The following is a 20,051-nucleotide window of genomic DNA, read 5'->3' as shown; positions in this document are numbered from 1 at the left end:
GAGATTAGCCGGTCAAGACATTTTGGAAGCTGTGGTTCGTTGCCGCGCGACAGGTTGCCGCGCGGCTGCGCGCCGCATGCCCAGCAGGACCATTGCGCGACCTTTCGCGAACGAATTCGCCCCCACAGGAAAGGCCTGGCGCGCGTCCCCCCTCGTCCTTCAGGGAGAGGGGACGGGGGAGAGGGCTGCCGGGCTGTCCACATCCTGCAGCACACCCGGATCATCCACCCCCACCGCCACCCAGGCGGAAACGTGAGCGCGCAGGACCCGGCGCGCGCCCTCATCGCCTGTGAGCGTCTGCAATTCAGGCCAGAAGTCCCGGCCGAACAGCACCGGGTGACCGCGTTCGTCGTGATGGACAGGGAAGACGATGCGGCTCGGCGCCGCCTTGGCAATCAGGGCGCGCAGGCTGGATTCGGCGATCCAGGGCATGTCGCCCAGCAGCACGGCGATGGCCTCCCCTTCTCCTGCGGCCAGCGCCCGCGCTCCGGCCGCCAGGCTGTGGCCCATGCCCTGCCCGGCGTCTTCGCAAAGGATGATGTTGCAGCCTTCCGGCAGCCCCAATTCCGCCGGATCGTCCTCCGGGCGCAGCACCACATGCACCTCTTCGAAGACTGCCTGGGCCCGCCCCAGGCTGGCTGCGAGCAGGGTGCAGCCATCGGCCAGGGCGGCGCGGCGCTTGTCGCTGCCGAAGCGGTTGCCGAAGCCGGCGGCGAGGATCAGGGCGGGGATGGTGGGCATCGGCTAGCTCCGTATGGAGGCAGGAAACAAACCTTGTGGTAGCGAATGCATTCGCGAATGAGTTCGCTCCCACTATGAAGGAACAGGCACCGCGAACTCAGGCCTCAAACCCTTTCCCGCGCAATCCCATTGCGCACCCGCAGGATATCCGCCATCACCGCCAGGGCGATTTCGGACGGGGTCTTGCTGCCCAGATTGAGGCCGATGGGGGCGATGATGCGGGCGATTTCCGCCTCGCTCAGCCCGCCCACCCGGCGCAGGCGCTCCATGCGCTTGGTGCTGGTGGCCATGGAGCCCATCACGCCGATATAAAAGGCTTCGGTGCGCACCGCTTCGATCATCGCCAGGTCGTCGATCTTCGGATCGTGGGTCAGGGCGACCACAGCGGTGTCGGCGTGGCAGCCCCCCCGGCGGATGAACTCCGAGGGCAGTTCACGGCGGATTTCCACGCCCGGCAGCTCGACGCCCTGCAAAGCTTCGTCACGCGGGTCGCAGAGCACCACTTCAAAGCCCAGGCTCTGGCCGAACTCGGCGCACACCTGGGCGACCGTGGAATACCCCGCCAGCAGCAGCCGCTGGGCAGCACCGACGCGCAGGCGCAGCAGCCCGTCCTCGCGCTCCACCCGGGGGCCGTGATCGCGGTCGGGCAGCAGGCGCCGTGCGCCGTCGGGCACGGACACCTCGCGAATCAGTCGGCGCTGACCCGCCAGGGCGCTTTCCAGTTCGCGCAGGTGGGCCTGCACGTCGCAATCGGAGGGCAGGTTTTCCACCAGCACGTCGAGGATGCCGCCGCAGGGCAGGCGGATCGACGAATGGGTGTCGCTGCCATCGCCATAGCGCACCAGTTGCACCGGCTCGGGGAAGGCACCGGCGACCAGGCGTTCGAGGAAGTCATCCTCGACGCAGCCGCCAGACAGCGAGCCTATCCAGTGCCCATCGGCGGTGGCCGCCAGCAGCGAGCCCGGCGCGCGGGGCGCCGAGCCGTACGTGGCAAGGACAGTGCAGAGCCACACGCGCTGGCCGGAGGTGGACCACTCCAGGGCCTTGCGCACCACCAGCAGGTCGAGGTGTTGCATCGAGGGATACCGTTATCAGTGGGACGGGGCTTCGCCGCGCAATTCCGCCACCCGCTCGGGGCCCACCTCACCGTCGAGTCCGCCCCAGGTCTGACGCAGGTAGTTGAGCAGATCGCGCATCTGGCCGTCGTCGAGTTTATCCCTGAAGCCCGGCATTGGCTGCATCCGTTCGAAGCCGGTGAACTGCTGCGCGCGGATACCGTCGTCGATCACCCGCAGCAGGTTGCGGGAGTCGGCCAGGCGCAGGGTCGTGTTGCCGTTCATGGCGACCGCCACGTGGGGCACGCCCTCGCCTTCCGCGCCATGGCAGCCGGCACAGACGTTGAGGTACTGCTGGCGGCCACGGGCGGCGCTTTCGCCCAGCTGGGCCTCGGCCACGGCAACGATCTTGCGCGGCTCCGGCGGCTGTTCGCCCAGCAGGTAGGTGGCCATGGCGCGATGGTCATCCTGCGGCAGGTACTGGGTGCTGTGATGCAGCACCGGGTACATCTCGTTGAAAACCGAGCCCTGGTCGCTGATGCCGTGCTTGAGGAAGGTGGACAGATCGTCCGTGGTCCAGCCGCGCTCGGCCAGGTCCTTGGCCAGCAGGCTGGGAGCCTCGTAGCCCAGGATCACGCCGCCGCTCATGCGCAGATCCTGCTGCAGGGCGCCGACAGCGTTGCGCGGGGTGTGGCACTCGCCGCAGTGGCCGAGCACTTCCACCAGATACTGGCCACGCTGCCATTCCTCGCCCTTGCCATCGGCCGCTTCGAGCTGCACGCGGTTCTTGTACAGCATGTTCCAGAAGGTCATGCCGAAGCGCACGTTGAAGGGGAAGGCCAGCTCGGTCTTCGGGCTCGGTTTGGCGATCGGCTCCAGGCTCATCAGGTAGGCGTAGATGGCGTCGGAGTCTTCTCGCTTGAGCAGGTGGTAGGAGGTATAAGGCATGGCCGGGTACAGCTTGCCGCCGTCCTTGCGCTCACCCTGGGTCACCGCCTTGAAGAAGTCGTCGGCGCTGTAGTCGCCGATACCGTGCTCCTTGTCCGGGGTGATGTTGGTGCCGTAGATGGTGCCGAACGGTGACACCAGCGGCAAGCCGCCGGCGTACTCGGCGCCGCCTTCGATGCTGTGGCAGGCCACGCAGTCGGCGGCGCGGGCCAGGTACTTGCCGCGCTCGATCAGCGCCTTGTCCGCCGGCTGTTCAGCGGCCTTGGCGGCCAGCGGCAGCAGCAGTACCGCGAGGATAAGCGAACGCATCCTCAACCCTCCTTGACCAGGCCGAGGCCTTCCACCACTTCACGCGCGGCGTTGTAGTAGCGGACATAGCCGGTGCAGCGGCAGATGTGGTTGCCCAGGGCGTGCTCGATCTCCCCTTCCAGTTCGCTGCGCTTGACCGGCTGGCGCTGGAGCTTTTCCACCAGCACGGTGGCGGCGTTGACGTAGCCGGGGGTGCAGTAGCTGCACTGGAACGCGAACTGGTCGATGAACTTCTGCTGGATCGGGTTCAGCCCGGTCACTTCGCCTTTTTCATCGCGCCTGGCGTGTCCTTCGACGGTGCGCACCTTCTTGCCGTCGAAGAAATGTGCGCCGGTGATGCAGGTGCGGATTTCCTCACTGGTGCCGTCCGGCTTGTCGAGAATCGCCACGCAGGCATGGCAGACGCCCTGGCCGCAGCCGAGGCGCGAGCCGGTGAGGTTCAGGTATTCGTGGAGGAACTCGATCATCATCAGGTCGTCGTCCACGGTGAACGGACCGACGGCCTGGCCGTTGAGGGTCATGCTGAGGGCGCGCTTAGCCATGGAGGGCCTCCTTGATGCGGGCCGGGGTCAGGGGAAGGTCGCGCAGGCGCTTGCCGGTGGCGTGGGCCACGGCATTCACGATGGCGCCGACCACGGGGATCATCACCACTTCGGCAATGCCCTTGGCCGGGTCGCTGGGCGACAGCGGTGGGAGGATTTCGGCGGTCTGTGTCCAGACTGCGCAGTCCTTGGCGCGGGGCAGCTGGTAACGGTTGAAGTTCCAGGTGCCTTCGCCGGGGCCGCCCTCGTACAGCGGCATTTCTTCCAGCAGCGCGTGGCCGATGCCCATGGCGATGCCGCCTTCGAGCTGACCGAGCACGAGTTCCGGCACGATGACCCGGCCGCACTCCAGCCAGGAATGGTGATTGATCACCCGCGCCTCGCCGCTGCCCTTGTTCACCTTCACCTCGACCAGGGTGGCGACCGGGCTGTAGTAGGTGACCATGGCGTTGTTCAGCTGGGTCGGCGGGTAGCTGATGGCGGTGCGGTCCAGCAGGTGGAAACCGTGACTGGTCATTTTCGCCTTCTTCTCCTTGGGCGCACCGTCGCCGTACTTCACGGCTACCGCGTCCAGCGGGAAGGTGTCGCGCTTGCCGTCGATCTCGAATTCGCCCTCGGCCCAGGCCCAGCGGTTGAAACCGTGGACGCTGACGCCGGTGACCAGGCCCAGTTCATGGGCCTTGTGCGCCAGCAGCTCGAAGGGAATCGGCGGCAGGCCGTTGGCGGTGAGCTTGCCTTCCACCCAGTTGGCGTCCTCGCGGCGTACCACGTAGGGGTTGGCCATGCCGCCAAATTCGCCGCGCCCCCAGATGGCCAGCGCCGCCGGCCACAGGCCGTGGTTGAAGAGGATGCGCGCGGCCTCGCGGGTGCCGTGGCCGGAGTAGTAGGCCGAGTTGGTCGCCGAGGACGGCGATGCCAGCTTGCCGACCCAGCGCGGGTTCTTCAGGGCGGCGTCCTGCTCGGACTGGCTGATCAGGTAGGGGTTGCCGCTGGTGGTCAGGGCCAGTTCGGACCACTCGGTGACACCGGTGCGGATTTCATGCGCCGGGCGGCCCAGGTAGTCGGCCACCAGCAGGGCCTGGGAGGTGGCCATGCCGGTGCCCATGTCGATGGCGATCTGGCGCAGCGTCACGCGTCCATCGGCGGTGAACTCGATGCTCGCCATGGGCGCTTCGGAGCCCGTGCCGAAGTCCTTCTGGCAGATGGCGAAACCGACGCCGTAGTGGTTATCCGGGTCCTTGGCTTCTTCCTCGCGCTTGCGCGCGTCGCGGTTCTTCCAGACCTCGTGCTGCGCGGCCTTGTCGAGGATTTCCTCCAGGCGCAGGGCACCGGCGGGGATCGCACCCTGGGTGTTCTTCATGCCGGACTTGAAGACGTTCTTCTTGCGCAGCTCGATGGGGTCGACACCCAGGCGCTGGGCCACCTCGTCCACCATCATCTCGGTGGCGGCCATGGTCTGCAGGGTGCCGTAGCCACGCATGGAGCCGGCTTCGACGCCACGGGAGTGATAAGCGGTGGCGGCCAGGTCGCTCTGCGGCAGGTAATAGATGGACTGCGCGGCGGTGGCGCCCACGGCGGCTACCGAGGGGCTGTAGTTGATGCGGCCACCGCCGTCGACGTCCATGTGGGCGCGGAAGATCTGGAACGACAGATCGTCCTTCTTCACCGCCAGCTGGTAGTGCATGTCGAAGGGGTGGCGCTTGATGCCGCTCTGGAACTGCTCGTAGCGGTCATTGGCCAGGCGCACCGGTACGCCGTCGCCGTACATGGCGGCCAGGGCGGCGTAGAAGACGAAGATGTTGTTGTCCTTGGAGCCGTAGCCCACGGTGTAGCCGGGGTGCATGTTCAGCTTCGTGACCTTGAAGCGGGACGGCGCCAGCATGTGCGCGGTCTGTTCGGCCACTTCGAAGGGGCACTGGGTGGCCACGACGAAATGCAGGGTGCCGGTGGCCGGGTCGTACCAGCCGTTGCCGTTGTCCGCTTCCAGGGCGGCGGGCTCGATGGACTGGGTCTTGAAGCGCTCGTCGAAGACCATCCAGCCTTCCGGCGGATTGGCCAGCTTCGACTGCATCTGCTCAGCGTGGTAGATGCCCTGGGCGGTCAGGTCGCCCGTTGGGTTGCCGGCGCCCCAGGTGGGTTTGCGCTCGCGGATCAGCGGGAACAGCATGCTGTCCTTCAGGCTGGAGAAGGTATCCGGCTCGAACGGCGTGGCGCCGCCAACGCGGACGAAGCGGAAGCTGCCGTAGGGATCGCGCTGGAACAACGGAGCCTGGGCACCGTAGCGCACCACTTTCTCGTTGAACTTGAGGATGTTCTTGGCCCGGCGATAACGGTCGAAGTCCTTCCAGATCAGCAGCGCCACCGGATGGCCGATGAACATGGGCACCTGACCTTCCGGCAGGAATGGGTCCGGGCTGTGGCCTTCGGGGAAGGCGATGCCGTCCCGGGCCAGGTCCGCGGCGGTCACCACGCGGTCGGGCTTCAGCTCATCCCCCAGCATCGACAGGTCGATGCCCTGGTACAGGTGGTCGGCGCGGGTGGCCTTGATCAGCAGCGCATGGCCCTGCTGCTGCGGCCAACCGGGCATGTCCTTGGCGCGGATGTCGCGGGCGAACACCTTGCCGCCGCAGACCTTGCTGACACCATCGATCCGCCCACGGGCCTGCCCGCCAGCGGTGTGCCAGGGCTCGGGGCCACGGGTGACCTGTTCTTCGAACAGCGCGGCAAAAGCCTTGCTGCCGAGCGGCGCGAGAGTGATGCCGATACCGGCGACGACGCTGCCTTGGAGGAAGGCGCGGCGGGATATTTCAGGAGTGGACATGCCCGTTCCTCGTGGCGCTGGACGCAGCCGGCGCCATTCTTTGTGCAATAAGCGGTTGTCGGCCCTTCCTCGGGAGAAGGGTCGTAGCAAGAATAGTCGGTGGGATTTACCTGACTCGGAGGTCAAATCTTAACGAAAAGCCTGACGCAGACAAAGAAAAATTGTCTTACAGGTCAGAAAATTCTGACGAGGAACTCGGTGACCGAACGCTTTGTTCGCCAAATGCAACCGCATGTTTCAGCCGCATGCTAGGCTTCGCCATCGATAGCTGCCTAAGTAATTTCGCAAATGTCCCAGCCCCTCCTCTTACGCCACCACCGCCCCTTCCTGGCGTTCTGGTTTGCCCGGGTCTGCACGGCCAGCGGCTTCCAGATGATCACGGTCGCCATCGGCTGGCACATCTATGAACTCACCGGCAACGTGCTCGATCTGGGCCTCGTCGGTCTGGTGGAGTTCCTGCCGCGCGTGTTGTTCATGCTCCACACCGGACATGTGGCCGACCGCTTCGACCGCCGCCGCGTCGCCGCCATCTGCCAGGTGCTGCAGGCCCTGGTGGCCGGGGTATTGGTATTTGCCAGCACCACCGACAGCGCCAGCCGCGAGCTGATCTTCCTCATGGCCTTCGTCCTCGGTGCCGCGCGCGCCTTCGAGATGCCGGCCACCCAGGCGCTGCTGCCCAACGTGGTGCCCAAGGAACTGTTCCCCCGCGCGGTGGCCGCCTCGGCCTCGGCCATGCAGGCGGCGACCATCGTCGCGCCGGCGCTCGGTGGCCTGCTCTACGCCTTCGGCAGCCTGTGGGTGTACGGACCGACGGCCATCCTCTATATCGCCGCCTGCGCCCTGATGCTCGGCCTGTCGAGCAGCCAGCAGCAGGCCAACAAGGCCCCGGCAAACCTGGAGAACCTGCTGGCGGGCATCCGTTTCATCCGCAGCCGTCCGGACATTCTCGGAGCCATCTCGCTGGACCTCTTCGCCGTGCTGCTGGGAGGTGCCACCGCCCTGCTCCCGGTGTTCGCCAAGGACATCCTGCTCACCGGCCCCTGGGGCCTGGGCCTGCTGCGCTCGGCCCCGGCGGTCGGCGCCCTGCTGATGTCCTTCTGGCTGGCGCGCTTCCCCATCGAGCGCAATGTCGGCCGGATCATGTTCACCTCGGTGGGCGTGTTCGGCGTGGCGACCATCGCCTTCGGCCTGTCCACGTCCTTCTGGTTCTCGCTGGCAGTGCTCGCCGTGCTCGGCGCGGCCGACATGATCAGCATGGTGATTCGTGGCGCCTTCGTGCAATTGCATACCCCGGACGAGATGCGCGGCCGGGTCAGCGCAGTTAACGGCCTGTTCATCGGCGCTTCCAACCAGCTGGGTGAGTTCGAGTCCGGCGTCACCGCCGCCTGGTTCGGCACCGTTCCGGCGGTGGTCATGGGCGGCGTGGGTACGCTGCTGGTGACCGGGCTGTGGATGAAGCTGTTCCCGAGCCTGGCCAAGCGGGACAAGCTGCACTGATGGGCAGCTGATCGTTGGGCTTCGCTGCGCTGTGCACCAACCTACGGGCTGATCGGCCCTCGTAGGATGGATTGAGCGGAGCGATACCCATCAATCCCCCATCGCGAATGAATTCGCTCCCACAGGAAATCCCCTGCAGATCAACCCTCAGCCAACCAGCATCGCCTTGGCGATCTCGTTGCGCTTGGCCTTGCCGCACAACTGCTCCACCAGGGTCAGGGCGAAGGCCAGGGCGCTGCCCGGGCCCTGGGCCGTGATGCAATTGCCGTCCACCACCACTGGCTGGTCGACGAAGGTGCAGCCGGAAAGGCGGTCGCTGAAGCTCGGGTAGCAGGTCATGCGGCGTTGGCGCAGCACACCGAAAGGCTGCAGGGCCATGGCCGGGGATGCACAGATGGCGGCGAAGAAGCGGCCGGCCTTGGCCTGTTCACGGACCTTTTCACCCAGCGGCTCGTGTTCGCCCAGGCGCTGGGCACCGGGCATGCCGCCGGGCAGCACGATCAGGTCGTAGTCCTGGGCCAGCACGTCCAGCAGCATGGTGTCGGCGGTCAGGCGGGTGCCGCGGGCCAGGGTGATCATGCGGCGGGTTTCGATGCTCGCAACCACTGTCTTGATCTCGGCGCGCCGCAGCACGTCGATCAGGGTCACGGTTTCCAGGTCTTCCACGCCTTCGGCGACGGCGAGCAGGGCCTGGAGATGGGGTTGGGTTTGCATGGCATTCTCCTGTTCCTGGAAACCGAAGCTGTCCGTCCGGTCACAAATTCACCGCTCCCGGGTGAGCTGGTATGATGCGCGCCTTTTTCCAGACTGGCAGAGAAAAGTCCATGGCGCCCGCGCGCGCCGTGCATTTGTGCTTTTCTTTTCGCCAGCTGAATGACAACGACGCACTGCGTCACGGGGAGCCACACATGCTGGAAAAGCTGTTCCAACTCAAGGCGCACGACACCAATGTGCGCACCGAGGTCCTGGCGGGTCTGACGACCTTCCTGACGATGGCCTACATCCTCTTCGTCAACCCGGCCATCCTCGGCGAGACCGGCATGGACAAGGGCGCGGTGTTCGTCGCCACCTGCCTGGCTGCAGCCATCGGCTCGGCCATCATGGCGCTGATCGCCAACTACCCCATCGCCCTGGCTCCCGGCATGGGCCTGAACGCCTTTTTCACCTACACCGTGGTGCTGCAGATGGGACACACCTGGCAGGTGGCCCTGGGCGCGGTATTCCTCTCCGCCTGCATGTTCTTCCTGCTGTCGATCTTCAAGATCCGCGAATGGATCATCAACAGCATCCCGCTGGAGCTGCGCTCGGCCATCGCCGCCGGCATCGGCCTGTTCCTCGGACTGATCGCCCTGCAGAAAGCCGGCATCGTCACCGCCCACCCGGTGACCATGGTGACAGTCGGGGACCTGACCAAGCCCGAGCCGATCCTCGCCGTGCTCGGCTTCTTCCTGATCGTCGCCCTCGAAGCACGCAAGGTGACCGGCGCCGTGCTGATCGGCATCCTCGCGGTGACCATCGCCGGCATCGCGCTGGGCGTTTCCCAGTTCGGCGGCATCTTCTCCATGCCGCCGTCGCTGGCCCCCACCTTCCTCCAGCTGGACATCGCGGGCGCTCTGGAAATCGGCCTGGTGAGCGTGATCTTCGCCTTCCTCTTCGTCGACCTGTTCGACAACTCCGGCACCCTCATCGCTGTGGCCAAGAAGGCCGGCCTGATGCGCGCCGACGGCTACATGCCGAAGATGGGCCGCGCGCTTATCGCCGACTCCACCGCGGCCATGGGCGGTTCCCTGCTGGGCACCTCCACCACCACCAGCTACATCGAGTCCGCCGCGGGCGTCAGCGCCGGCGGCCGCACCGGCCTCACCGCCCTGGTGGTCGCCGTGCTGTTCCTGCTGGCCCTGTTCCTCTCGCCGCTGGCGGGTAGCGTGCCGGCCTTCGCCACCGCGCCGGCGCTGTTCTTCGTCGCCGTGCTGATGGCCTCGGGCCTGGCCGAGATCGACTGGCACGACCTGACCACCGCCGCGCCGGTGCTGATCACCGCCCTGGCCATGCCGTTCACCTACTCCATCGCCGACGGCATCGCCTTCGGCTTCATCGCCTGGGCCGCGATCAAGACCCTGGCTGGCCGCTACAAGGAACTCAGCCCGGCGCTGGTGGTCCTGGCCGTGCTCTTCGTTATCAAGATGGGTTTCTTCCACTGATGAGTCGTCCCCAGTTCGACCCGGCGGCCTACGCCGCCCAGCTCACCGAGAAGACGCAGCGCCTGAAGGCGCTGCTGGCGCCCTTCGACGCCCCGGAACCGGAAGTCTTCGAGTCCCCCCGCGAGCATTACCGTCTGCGTGCCGAGTTCCGCCTGTGGCGCGAGACCGGCAATGAGAACCGCCACTACGCGATGTTCGAGGCCGGCGACAAGTTCACCCCGGTACTGATCGAGGACTTCCCTATCGCCAGCCGCCGTATCAATGAACTGATGCCGCGTCTCAAGGCGGGTTGGCAGGCAAGCCAGGTGCTGTCGTTCAAGCTGTTCCAGGTGGAGTTCCTCACCACCCTGGCCGGCGATGCGCTGATCACCCTCTGCTACCACCGTCCGCTGGACGAGGCCTGGCAGGCCGAAGCCGAAAAGCTCGCCGCGGACCTCGGCGTGAGCCTGGTGGGCCGCTCCAAGGGCAAGCGCATCGTCATCGGCCGCGACTATGTCGAGGAAGAACTGACCGTCGCCGGCCGCGTGTTCCGTTATCGCCAGCCGGAAGGCGCCTTCACCCAGCCCAACGGCGAGGTGAACCAGAAGATGCTGGGCTGGGCCTTCGATGTGCTGGGCGAACGCCAGGACGACCTGCTGGAGCTGTACTGCGGCAACGGCAACTTCACCCTGCCGCTGGCCACCCGCGCGCGCAAGGTGCTGGCCACCGAGATCAGCAAGACCTCGGTGAACGCCGCCCTGGCCAACCTGGCCGACAACGCTGTGGATAACGTCACCCTGGTGCGCCTGTCCGCCGAGGAGCTGACCGAGGCGCTGAACGAGGTCCGCCCGTTCCGCCGCCTGGCCGGCATCGACCTCAAGGGCTACGCGTTCGGCAGCGTCTTCGTCGATCCGCCCCGCGCCGGCATGGACCCGGACACCTGCGAACTGACCCGCCGCTTCGACCGCATCCTCTACATCTCCTGCAACCCGGAGACCCTGGCGGCGAACATCCAGCAGCTCAGCGACACCCACAAAGTGGTGCGCTGCGCCCTGTTCGACCAGTTCCCCTACACGCACCACATGGAATCGGGCGTGCTGCTGGAGCGGCGCTGACCCCCAACCCACCCCTCTCCCTCCGGGAGAGGGGTGACTCAATCCTGAATGCAGGATGGGTAGAGCGGAGCGAAAACCATGCTGCAGAATTGATGGGTTTCGCAAGCTCGCGGAACGCCGTCCGCCCCATCCGACGGAGAGCCCTGGGGCGAGGCGAGAATCCACTTCACCTGCGTGTTGCGACCGATCTTCACCACGCCCTGGTGGCGGGCGGAACCGATGATGCTGCCGTCGCTGGCGTCGTAGTCGATGGCGTGGACGTGGGCCCAACGGCGGCCGGTGCCGACGCCGCGGGTATCGCCGAAAGGCAGGTCGCCTTCGAGCCGTTCGTTGGCAGCGGTGCCGTCCTGTTTCTGCCCGCCTTCCGCGAGCTGGAGCGCGGCCTTGCCGAGGGTTTCCAGCCGTTCGCCGCGATAGGGGTCGAGGATCTGCTCGATATCCAGCTACCAACGCACATCGCCGTTGCTGTCGGCGATCCAGTTGTTGCCCAGCAGGTCCCACTCGGCGGCACCGCCCAGGGCGTTCAACTTGAAGGCGCGGTCACCGGGAATCTCGCCCATGGCGGTAATGCAGGCGCCCTTGGGAAGATCGCGGTTTCGGTTTTGGCATTCATCGGGACAGTCCTCTTTCAGGGCGAGAAGAGGTGTGCTCCTCGCCCTTATAAAGGCGATTTTTCTAGAAATTCGAAGTGAAGATAGTGATATCGCTTTCGGACATATCAGCCATCCAGCCTGCGCAGAGCAGCGAAGGCGAGGCCCGCCGATACCACCTCGAACAGCAGCGCATAGAGGTTGAAAGTCTGCCCCAGGCTGCCGTCCAGCCAGAGCCCACTGACCCGCCCCAGGGCGAGGGCGACGTAGACCAGCACCAGCAGGTCCAGCGCGGCGCGCGCCAGTTGCAGGCGCAGCTGCGATAGGAGGAGGAATGCGGCGATGCCGAGCGGCAGGCAGCCGTACCAGGCACGCACATCGGTGACCGCGGAGGGGTCCATCAGCAGCATGCCGCTGAAGCTGGCCATTTCTTCCGGGCGAATGAAGTAGGCCAGGCCGAAGACGGCCAGGATCAGCGCCTGCAGGCCAAGCAGGAGGCGGGTGAAGAGCATCGGCGAATCTCGCGCAAAGGTCAGAAAAAGCATAGGCCGCTCGGGAACAGTCTGAAACAGACCTGTGCTTGGGACAGGGTCGGTGCGGAGCTATGCTGCCTTTCTTTGTCTCCGGCCCACCTGGCCGCAAGGAGTTCACATGCGTTCCCTCCTCCTGCTCACCACCCTGCTCGCCGGCATCGCCCAGGCCGCCGACCCCATCACCATGGACGTCTACCGCGATCCCAACTGCGGCTGCTGCAAGGAATGGATCAGCCATCTGCGGGACAACGGCATCCAGGTCCGCGACCACGAGGAAACCAACATGACCGCGGTGAAGATGCGCGTCGGCGTGCCCTACCAGCTCGGCTCGTGCCACACCGGCGTGGTGGACGGCAAGTTCGTCGAAGGGCACGTACCGGCCAGCGACGTACTCAAGCTGCGCGAGCGTCCCGACCTGTTGGGCGCCGCCGTACCGGGCATGCCCATTGGCTCCCCGGGTATGGAAATGGGTGACCGCCAGGACGCCTACCAGGTGGTCGGCGTCGCCCAGGGTGGCAAGCTCAGCGTACTCAGCGAGTATCCTGCACGCTGAATCCACGCGTTCACGCAACGGCCGCCTGGTGCGGCCGTTTTCATTTCCCTGGAGCCTGAAATGGAATACTGGCAAGTCGATGTGTTCGCCGAACGGGTCCTGGCCGGCAATGGCCTGGCCGTCTTCCCCGATTGCCGCGGCCTTTCCCCCGCCGCCATGCAGGAGCTGACCCGCGAGCTCAAGCAGTTCGAGTCGATCTTCCTGGCGCCGCTGGATACCCACAACGCCTTCTCCGCACGGGTATTCACGGTGGAAGAAGAACTGCCCTTCGCCGGCCACCCCATCCTCGGCGCCGCCGCGCTGTTGCATCAGCTGCATGGCGGCAGGTCCGACGCCGAGTGGCTGCTGCAGCTGCCGGAGAAACAGGTGCGCATCGCTACCCGCCGTCACGGCAAGGGCTTCTATGCCGAGATGGACCAGGGGCCGGCAGAATTCGGCCAGGTGCTGGACGATGCTGCCGCCGACACCTTCGCCGCGGCCTTCGGCAGCGAGCGCGACCGCCGCTATCCGGCCCAGGTGGTCAGCACTGGCCTGCCCTACCTGCTGTTACCGGTGACTGCAGCCGGGCTGGCGGCGGCGAAGCAGCGCGATTCACTGGATGAGGCGCTGGCCGGCATTGGCGCCGCCTTCGTCTTCCTGATGGACGTGGATGCCCGTGAAGGCCGCACCTGGGACCCGCTCGGCGTGGTGGAAGACATCGCCACCGGCAGTGCCGCAGGACCGGTGGCCGCCTGGCGCGTAGCCCAGGGGCTGGAGCGCCCCGGCCAGCCCTTCGCCCTGGCCCAGGGCCGCTTCCTCGGCCGCCCGAGCCGGCTCGATGTGTGCGTCGCCGCCGCCGGCAATGTGCTGGTGGGCGGCGAGGTTCAACTACTGGCCCACGCTCGCCTGCTGCCGCCCCTGGCGGAGCTCGGCTGACGACCGGTCTGGCGGCACCCGCCGCCAGCGTCAACACTGAATAACTCGCACTTTGTGTGGAGAACGGTCATGCGCTGGCAACGAGCGCGTCGTAGCGACAATGTGGAAGACGCCGGAGGCGTGGGTGGCGGCGGCATGCGCCTGGGCGGAGGCAAGGGGCTGGGCCTGGGCGGAATCGCGATTGTGGTGGTAGTCGCCCTGCTGATGGGCGAGGACCCGCTGCAGATCCTCGGCCAGATCACCCAGCAGAACGCCTCGGTCAATCCGCAACAGCAGTCGGCCATGCCATCAGGCACCCCGGAGGAGCGCGAGTTCGTCCGCGCCATCCTCGGTGACACCGAGGACACCTGGCGCTCGATCTTCCAGGCCGCCGGCCGCCAGTACCAGGATCCTACCCTGGTGCTGTTCAACGGCGGCGTGCAATCGGCCTGCGGCTTCGCCTCCTCGGCGGTCGGCCCGTTCTATTGTCCGGGCGATCGCAAGGTCTACCTGGATCTGGACTTCTTCGAGGAAATGGCCAGCCGCTTCCAGGCCGCCGGCGACTTCGCCCAGGCCTACGTGATCGCCCATGAAGTGGGCCACCACGTGCAGACCCTTCTGGGCGTCTCCGCGAAGGTCAACGCCGCCCGCCAGCGCGGCGAAAAGGTGGAAGGCGACAACGGCCTGCTGGTGCGCCAGGAACTCCAGGCCGACTGCCTGGCCGGCGTCTGGGCCTACCACGCGCAGAAACGCCTCAACTGGCTGGAGCCCGGCGACCTGGAAGAAGCCCTGAACGCCGCCAACGCCATCGGCGACGACCGCCTGCAGCGCCAGGGCCGTGGCCAGGTGGTGCCGGACTCCTTCACCCACGGAACCTCGGCGCAGCGGGTGCGCTGGTTCAAGATAGGGTTCGAGAAGGGGGAAGTGGGGCGCTGCGATACGTTTTCGACGGCGAGGCTTTAAGTCGGAGTCCGAGCAGCCTGACGTTACCCTCACCCCCGGCCCCTCTCCCGGAGGGAGAGGGGTGACTTACAGCCCATCTCCGCGCAGGACTGCCCCCTCTCCCTCTGGGAGAGGGAAGCCCGGCTACAGCTCCGACGCCACCAGCAGAATCTTTTCCAACACCGCCCCCGTCTCCAGCAACGCCTCTCTCGAACTGAAGCGCAACACCTGAATCCCCTGTCCTGCCAGCCAGCTATCGCGCAATTGATCCCGCTCCGGATCCGCGTAGTGCTGCCCGCCGTCGAGTTCCACTGCCACGCACATCTCCTGGCAATAGAAATCGAGAACATACGGACCAACCGGGTGCTGGCGACGGAACTTGAGTCCCACTAATTGCCGCCCCCGCAGATGTCGCCAGAGACACTGTTCGGCATCAGTGGAAGAGCGCCTGAGCGCACGGGTGAATTCGAGGTGCTCTTCATCGAGCTTTGTCTTGTGCATGAGTCATCCCTCCGTGGACAACCGATGAGTTCTTCAGGAACGAACCATCTCCAACAACTCCCCACAATCCCGCGCAAACCAGTCCGCCAGTTCCGGCCAGGGGTTTTCCGGCAGGTTGACCAGCACGGTTGCGGCCCCTGCGGCGCGGCCGCAGTCGAGGTCGAAGCGGTAGTCACCCACCATCACCAGCTCGCGGGGCGGGGCCCGCCAGCGCCCGGCCAGGTGCAGCAGGCCGCCGGGGTGGGGTTTTGGGGGGGCTTCGCCGCGGCCGAGGATGTCATCGGTAGCGAAGCAGTCGCCCAGCCCGATGGCCTCCAGGGTCAGCAGGGCCAGTTCGTGGGCATTGCGGGTGAGGATGCCGAGTTGGCAGCCACGCTGATGCAGTTCGCGCACCAGTTCGATGGCGCCGTCGGCGGGCTGGGCGTTCAGCGCCAGCTCCCGTTCGTGCTCCAGCAGCCAGGCGTGCTTGGCAGCGGCCTCGACCTCGGGCAGGGCGGCGAGGTGGTGGAGAATGTCGTCCTCCGGCGGGATGTCCAGGGCCTCGCGGATCGCGGCAAAGTCATGCACGGCAATGGTCAGGGTGCCGTCCATGTCGAACACCCAGTGGCGGTATCGCCCAAGCGCGGCGCCCGGAACCGTCACTTCCAATCCTCACGCAGGCGGGTCAGGCCTTCCTGGGCCACCGAGGCCACCAGTTGGCCGGCGCGGTTGAAGATGCTGCCGCGGGAGAAGCCACGGGAATTGCCGGCCCAGGGGCTGTCCATGGAGTAGAGCAACCAGTCGTCCGCGCGCAGGTCGCGGTGGAACCACAGGGCATGGTCGAGGCTGGCCACCTGCATGAACCGCTGCCAGACCGACACGCCGTGGGGAAGCATGGAGGTGGTCAGCAGGCCGAAGTCCGAGGCGTAGGCGAGGATGTACTTGTGGATCGCCGGGATGTCCGGAAGGCTGCCATCGGCGCGGAACCAGACGTGCTTCACCGGCTCGCCCGGACGCGGGGCGAACGGATTTTCCACGGTGACCGGGCGGATCTCGATGGGCTTGGCGCAGAGGAACTTGTCGCGCACGCGCTCGGACAGCAGGTGCGCATTCTTTCGCGCCAGTTCCAGCTCGCTCGGCAGGTTCTCCGGCCCCGGCACCTCGGGCATGGTCAGCTGATGCTCGAAGCCTTCTTCGTCCTGCTGGAAGGACGCGCTGCAGGTGAAGATCTGCTGCCCCTTCTGGATGGCGGTGACGCGGCGAGTGCTGAAGCTGCCGCCATCACGCACCCGCTCCACCGAGTAGACCACCGGCAGGGAGGCGTCGCCGGGGCGCAGGAAGTAACCGTGGAGGGAATGCACATGGCGCTCGGGCTCGACCGTCTGGCTGGCGGCGGAGAGCGACTGGCCGAGCACCTGGCCGCCGAACAGCTGGCGGAAGCCCAGGTCCTGGCTGACGCCGCGGAACAGATTCTCTTCGATGGATTCGAGGCTCAGCAACGCGACCAGCTCGTCGAGCACCTGGGTCATGGAGTTCTCCTCTGCAAGGCTGCCGCTCCGGTCATGGCCGGGGCGGTCGTCGTAGTTCGGGATAGGCCGGCAGCGTCGTCAGGCGCTCGTCCCACAGCGCGCGGCCAATGGTGAAATGGTAAAGGCTTTGCCAGCGACTGTCGGCCATTTCCAGCAATTCATGCACCGAATCGTCGAAGTAACAGCCGATACCGGTGCCGGACAGCCCGGCCGCCTCGGCCTCCAGATAGAGCAACTGGCCGATTTGCCCGCACTCCCAGTACAGGCGCGGATAACGCCAGGCGCCCTGCTCCAGGGCGGCGTCGAAACGGGCCAGCATGGCCAGGGCGACGCAGCCGTCGGCGGCGATGTCCTGGCCGCAGGAGAGAAAGCCCGCCAGGCCACGGGCATCGCCTTCCAGCAGGCGGTACAGCGGCAGCTCGTCGCTGGCCCGCTGCCAGAGGAAATCCTCGCGCAGGCCCTGGGCCAGTTCGCTTTGCGCGGCGGCCCCGCGGGCCAGCCAGTAGAGGCCCGGCGCCATGCCCTGGACGCGATGGACGAACAGCAGCAGGTCGACCCGCGCATCGCCAAGGCTGGCGAAGGGCACTGGCGAGTTGGCCGGCATCAGGCGGCGCAGCCAGGCCAGTAGCAGGTCAGCCTGGATGCCGCTGCGGCCATCCATGGATTGGGCGCTGCGCCGGCGGTGCAACAGCGGGCGCAACGGCAGTCCGGGGTTATCCGCAGCCGCGTGGGCTTCGGCCGCGCGCCAGTCGGCCAGGGGCTGGCGCGGCGCACGGCACAGTTGGTGGACCCGCTCCAGTTCGGGCCAGTGGCGCTGCTCGCGGGACAGGCGATTGGGCGAGCCATGCAGCTCCAGCGCGGCGAGGCCATCCTGCAGCGGCTGGCCAAGGGCGAATTCCTTTTTCTGCGCCGGGCCTACCCACAGCAGCACATCGGCGTACTCGCGCTCGACGAAGCCGCGCCGGTCCAGCCCCAGCAGGGCATCCAGGGATTGTTCAGCGACTCCGCCCATCACCCGCACCTGCCAGCCGAGGGCACTGGCAGCGATGGCCAGGGCCGCCAGGGCGTGGCCCAGATCGTGCTGGCAGTAGCGGTAGGCGCGCTCTCCGTACTTCCAGGCTTCGCGCCAGGGAATGCTGGCGAGCCCCAGCAGGAAACCATCCGCCGGCAGCGCTGCGGACAACAGCTCGGCCAGGGGCGCCGGCAACTGGCTGCGGATTTCCAGTCCATGGACGTCCGCAGCGTAGTGGGCCAGCAGGGCGCCCTCCTCCAGCGTGCCCGCCGGCAACAGCAGGTAGGCCTCGGTGGGATGCAGGTTGCCGGACGACGGATTGACCCGCAGCGCCCATCGGCTCGCACCTGCCTCCTTCCAGGCGGAGATGGCCAGGCTGTCGTAGAGCAGCTGCGACAGGCTCGCGCGATTCAGGTGGGCCGGCGCGCCGACCGGGGCGGCGAACACCGCATCGTAGGCCGGCGTCTCTTCCAGCGGGCGGTGCCACAACTCCAGCAGGCGCGCCCCGGCATAGCGGCGGAAGGGCGCCGGCTGGGTCGCCCAGTCGAGCTGGCCGGGGCCGGGCGCGAAGCGGTCCGGGCGGTGCTTGCTGAGCGCGTGGTAGGCACGCACGGCATCGCTCATCGCAAGGCTTCCCATTCGGCTCGGCCCAGGCGGTAGAGCAGATGGAGGCGCAGCGGATGGCCCTCGGGCAGGAGCGGATGCTCGAAGTCGCCCTGCAGGTCGCGCTGCATCCCGATACGCGTCATCACCGCCTGGGAGCGGCGGTTGCCCGGAACGGTGAACGCCACGATCTCCGTCAGTTGCATGGACTCGAAGCCGAACGCCAAGGCCGCCTGCGCCGCCTCGCTGGCCAGGCCCTGCCCCCAGTAGCGCGGCATCAGACGCCAGCCGATTTCCACAGCCGGAGTGAAGTGCTGGTCGAAATTCACATTCTGCAGGCCGACGACGCCGACAAAGCCGCCGTCCCCGCGGTGCTCGACCACCCACTGGCCGAAACCGTATTGCCGGGTGTGCTGGTGGATGCGTGCCGCCAGGGCATCGCTTTGTTCCCGGCTCATGCAGGCGGGGAAGTGGTGCATCACCTCGGGGTCGGCATTGAGTTCGGCGAAGGCCGTCAGATCATCGTCGCGCCAGGCACGCAGGTGCAGGCGCGGGGTATGCAGTTCGATCGGGGGCACGGGGCTTACTCTTGAACGTGGTTCCAAGGGCCCATAATACTGCCCTGCGTCCCCCCCGAGTGCCGATCGATGTTCCTGCCGCTGGTCTACCACGACGACTACAGTCCGCCCTTTCCGGCGGATCACCGTTTTCCCATGGAGAAGTTCCGCCTGCTCTACGAGCACCTGCTGGACAGCGGCCTGACCACCGACGCGCGCCTGCACCGCCCGGACATCTGCCCGCCCGAGGTGCTCGCGCTCGCCCATTGCCCCAATTACATCCGACGTTTCCTCGACGGCGACCTGGGCCGCGAGGAACAGCGCCGCCTAGGCCTCCCCTGGAGCGAACCACTGGCGCGACGCACGGTGCGCGCCGTGGGCGGTTCGCTGCTGGCCGCCGACCTGGCACTTGAACACGGCCTGGCCTGCCACCTGGCCGGTGGCACCCATCACGCCCACTTCGACCATGCGGCGGGTTTCTGCATCTTCAACGACCTGGCGGTGATCAGCCGTTACCTGCTGGAAGCGGGCAAGGTGCAGCGGGTGCTGGTCTTCGACTGCGACGTGCACCAGGGCGACGGCACCGCACGCTTGCTGGCCGATACCCCGGAGGCCATCACCGTCTCCCTGCACTGCGAGAAAAACTTCCCCGCGCGCAAGGCCGAGAGCGATTGGGACATTCCCCTGCCCATGGGCATGGGCGACGTCGACTACCTGCAGGTGGTGGACGACGCACTTAACTACCTGCTGCCGCTCTACCAGCCGGACCTGGTGCTCTACGACGCCGGCGTGGATGTGCACAAGGACGATGCCCTGGGCTACCTGCAACTCACCGACGCCGGCGTGGCCGAGCGCGATGAACGGGTGATCCGCCATTGCCTGGGGCGCGATATCCCGGTGGTGGGCGTGATCGGCGGAGGCTACGACAAGGACCGCGCCGCCCTGGCAAGGCGGCACGGCATCCTGCACCACAGCGCCGACAAGGTATGGCGGGAGATGGGGTTGGGAAACCCGCCCTCCGAGCTGTAGGAGCTAATTCATTCGCGAAAGCAGGCCGCAGGCCTGCCCTGCGAGGCGCCTCGGGGCAGCTTCGGCGGCCATCGCGAATGCATTCGCCCCCACAAACTGCCGTGTCCGCCCGACTCCTGTG

The 20,051-nt window shown here is 66.8% G+C and carries 20 protein-coding genes; 7 read left to right on the top strand and 13 right to left on the bottom strand.

What is annotated here, in order from left to right; genetic code table 11:
- Positions 1 to 159 precede the first annotated feature (159 nt).
- The 5 genes from FXN65_RS04030 to FXN65_RS04010 form a co-directional block, all read right to left on the bottom strand.
- Entirely contained in the window at positions 160 to 741 is a 582-nt protein-coding gene (locus FXN65_RS04030) for a nucleotidyltransferase family protein (RefSeq protein WP_151131771.1), read from the bottom strand.
- 104 nt (positions 742 to 845) lie between these two features.
- Positions 846 to 1,817, bottom strand: a complete 972-nt coding sequence (locus FXN65_RS04025) for an XdhC family protein (protein WP_151131769.1) — start codon at positions 1,815 to 1,817, stop codon at positions 846 to 848.
- Between the two features lie 15 nt (positions 1,818 to 1,832).
- Positions 1,833 to 3,053, bottom strand: a complete 1,221-nt coding sequence (locus FXN65_RS04020; protein WP_151131767.1) for a cytochrome c — start codon at positions 3,051 to 3,053, stop codon at positions 1,833 to 1,835.
- A gap of 2 nt (positions 3,054 to 3,055) precedes the next feature.
- Positions 3,056 to 3,595, bottom strand: coding sequence for a (2Fe-2S)-binding protein (locus FXN65_RS04015; protein ID WP_151131766.1), 540 nt, complete (start codon positions 3,593 to 3,595; stop codon positions 3,056 to 3,058).
- Entirely contained in the window at positions 3,588 to 6,416 is a 2,829-nt protein-coding gene (locus tag FXN65_RS04010) for a xanthine dehydrogenase family protein molybdopterin-binding subunit (RefSeq protein WP_151131764.1), read from the bottom strand. The genes FXN65_RS04015 and FXN65_RS04010 overlap by 8 nt, the downstream gene beginning before the upstream one ends.
- Positions 6,417 to 6,704: 288 nt before the next feature.
- Here FXN65_RS04010 and FXN65_RS04005 point away from each other — a divergent pair, with 288 nt between their 5' ends.
- Positions 6,705 to 7,913, top strand: a complete 1,209-nt coding sequence (locus tag FXN65_RS04005) for an MFS transporter (protein WP_151131763.1) — start codon at positions 6,705 to 6,707, stop codon at positions 7,911 to 7,913.
- A 147-nt stretch (positions 7,914 to 8,060) separates the two neighbouring features.
- Here the strand turns inward: FXN65_RS04005 and FXN65_RS04000 are convergent, their stop codons facing one another.
- Positions 8,061 to 8,627 (bottom strand): DJ-1 family glyoxalase III, encoded by a 567-nt coding sequence (locus tag FXN65_RS04000; protein WP_151131761.1) that lies wholly within the window; start codon positions 8,625 to 8,627, stop codon positions 8,061 to 8,063.
- Positions 8,628 to 8,821: 194 nt separating this feature from the next.
- On the opposite strand from FXN65_RS04000, the gene FXN65_RS03995 reads away from it, so the two are divergent.
- Complete coding sequence (locus FXN65_RS03995) at positions 8,822 to 10,114, top strand: NCS2 family permease (RefSeq protein ID WP_151131760.1); 1,293 nt, start codon at positions 8,822 to 8,824, stop codon at positions 10,112 to 10,114.
- Complete coding sequence (gene trmA, locus FXN65_RS03990) at positions 10,114 to 11,208, top strand: tRNA (uridine(54)-C5)-methyltransferase TrmA (RefSeq protein WP_151131759.1); 1,095 nt, start codon at positions 10,114 to 10,116, stop codon at positions 11,206 to 11,208. The genes FXN65_RS03995 and trmA overlap by 1 nt, the downstream gene beginning before the upstream one ends.
- A gap of 38 nt (positions 11,209 to 11,246) precedes the next feature.
- Here the strand turns inward: trmA and FXN65_RS28500 are convergent, their stop codons facing one another.
- Entirely contained in the window at positions 11,247 to 11,609 is a 363-nt protein-coding gene (locus FXN65_RS28500) for an aryl-sulfate sulfotransferase (RefSeq protein ID WP_244620744.1), read from the bottom strand.
- A gap of 317 nt (positions 11,610 to 11,926) precedes the next feature.
- Positions 11,927 to 12,310, bottom strand: a complete 384-nt coding sequence (locus FXN65_RS03980) for a DUF4345 domain-containing protein (RefSeq protein ID WP_151131758.1) — start codon at positions 12,308 to 12,310, stop codon at positions 11,927 to 11,929.
- Positions 12,311 to 12,449: 139 nt separating this feature from the next.
- Between FXN65_RS03980 and FXN65_RS03975 the strand changes: the two genes are divergently transcribed.
- The 3 genes from FXN65_RS03975 to ypfJ all read left to right on the top strand — a co-directional run bounded on the left by FXN65_RS03975 (position 12,450) and on the right by ypfJ (position 14,741).
- Complete coding sequence (locus tag FXN65_RS03975; protein ID WP_151131757.1) at positions 12,450 to 12,884, top strand: DUF411 domain-containing protein; 435 nt, start codon at positions 12,450 to 12,452, stop codon at positions 12,882 to 12,884.
- A gap of 60 nt (positions 12,885 to 12,944) precedes the next feature.
- Positions 12,945 to 13,799: a PhzF family phenazine biosynthesis protein gene (locus tag FXN65_RS03970; RefSeq protein ID WP_151131756.1), complete on the top strand. Its 855-nt coding sequence runs from the start codon at positions 12,945 to 12,947 to the stop codon at positions 13,797 to 13,799.
- 69 nt (positions 13,800 to 13,868) lie between these two features.
- Complete coding sequence (gene ypfJ, locus FXN65_RS03965; RefSeq protein ID WP_151131755.1) at positions 13,869 to 14,741, top strand: KPN_02809 family neutral zinc metallopeptidase; 873 nt, start codon at positions 13,869 to 13,871, stop codon at positions 14,739 to 14,741.
- A 123-nt stretch (positions 14,742 to 14,864) separates the two neighbouring features.
- Here ypfJ and FXN65_RS03960 read toward each other — a convergent pair whose 3' ends face one another.
- The 5 genes from FXN65_RS03960 to FXN65_RS03940 are packed head-to-tail and all read right to left on the bottom strand — an operon-like array spanning position 14,865 to position 18,922.
- Positions 14,865 to 15,221, bottom strand: coding sequence for an endonuclease domain-containing protein (locus tag FXN65_RS03960; protein WP_151131754.1), 357 nt, complete (start codon positions 15,219 to 15,221; stop codon positions 14,865 to 14,867).
- A gap of 33 nt (positions 15,222 to 15,254) precedes the next feature.
- Positions 15,255 to 15,812, bottom strand: a complete 558-nt coding sequence (locus tag FXN65_RS03955; protein WP_151138649.1) for an HAD family hydrolase — start codon at positions 15,810 to 15,812, stop codon at positions 15,255 to 15,257.
- A gap of 47 nt (positions 15,813 to 15,859) precedes the next feature.
- Complete coding sequence (gene tesB / locus FXN65_RS03950) at positions 15,860 to 16,729, bottom strand: acyl-CoA thioesterase II (protein ID WP_151131753.1); 870 nt, start codon at positions 16,727 to 16,729, stop codon at positions 15,860 to 15,862.
- 31 nt (positions 16,730 to 16,760) lie between these two features.
- Positions 16,761 to 18,365, bottom strand: coding sequence for a nitroreductase family protein (locus tag FXN65_RS03945; RefSeq protein WP_151131752.1), 1,605 nt, complete (start codon positions 18,363 to 18,365; stop codon positions 16,761 to 16,763).
- Positions 18,362 to 18,922 carry a GNAT family N-acetyltransferase gene (locus tag FXN65_RS03940; RefSeq protein WP_151131751.1) on the bottom strand — a complete coding sequence of 187 codons (561 nt, stop codon included), beginning with the start codon at positions 18,920 to 18,922 and terminating at the stop codon, positions 18,362 to 18,364. Before FXN65_RS03940 ends, FXN65_RS03945 begins: the two co-directional genes overlap by 4 nt.
- A 69-nt stretch (positions 18,923 to 18,991) precedes the next feature.
- On the opposite strand from FXN65_RS03940, the gene FXN65_RS03935 reads away from it, so the two are divergent.
- Complete coding sequence (locus FXN65_RS03935; protein WP_151131750.1) at positions 18,992 to 19,930, top strand: histone deacetylase family protein; 939 nt, start codon at positions 18,992 to 18,994, stop codon at positions 19,928 to 19,930.
- Positions 19,931 to 20,051: the final 121 nt, after the last annotated feature.

The organism is Pseudomonas lalkuanensis (assembly GCF_008807375.1).
Taxonomy (GTDB): Bacteria; Pseudomonadota; Gammaproteobacteria; order Pseudomonadales; family Pseudomonadaceae; genus Metapseudomonas; species Metapseudomonas lalkuanensis.
This window is presented reverse-complemented; position numbering and strand designations above follow the sequence as displayed.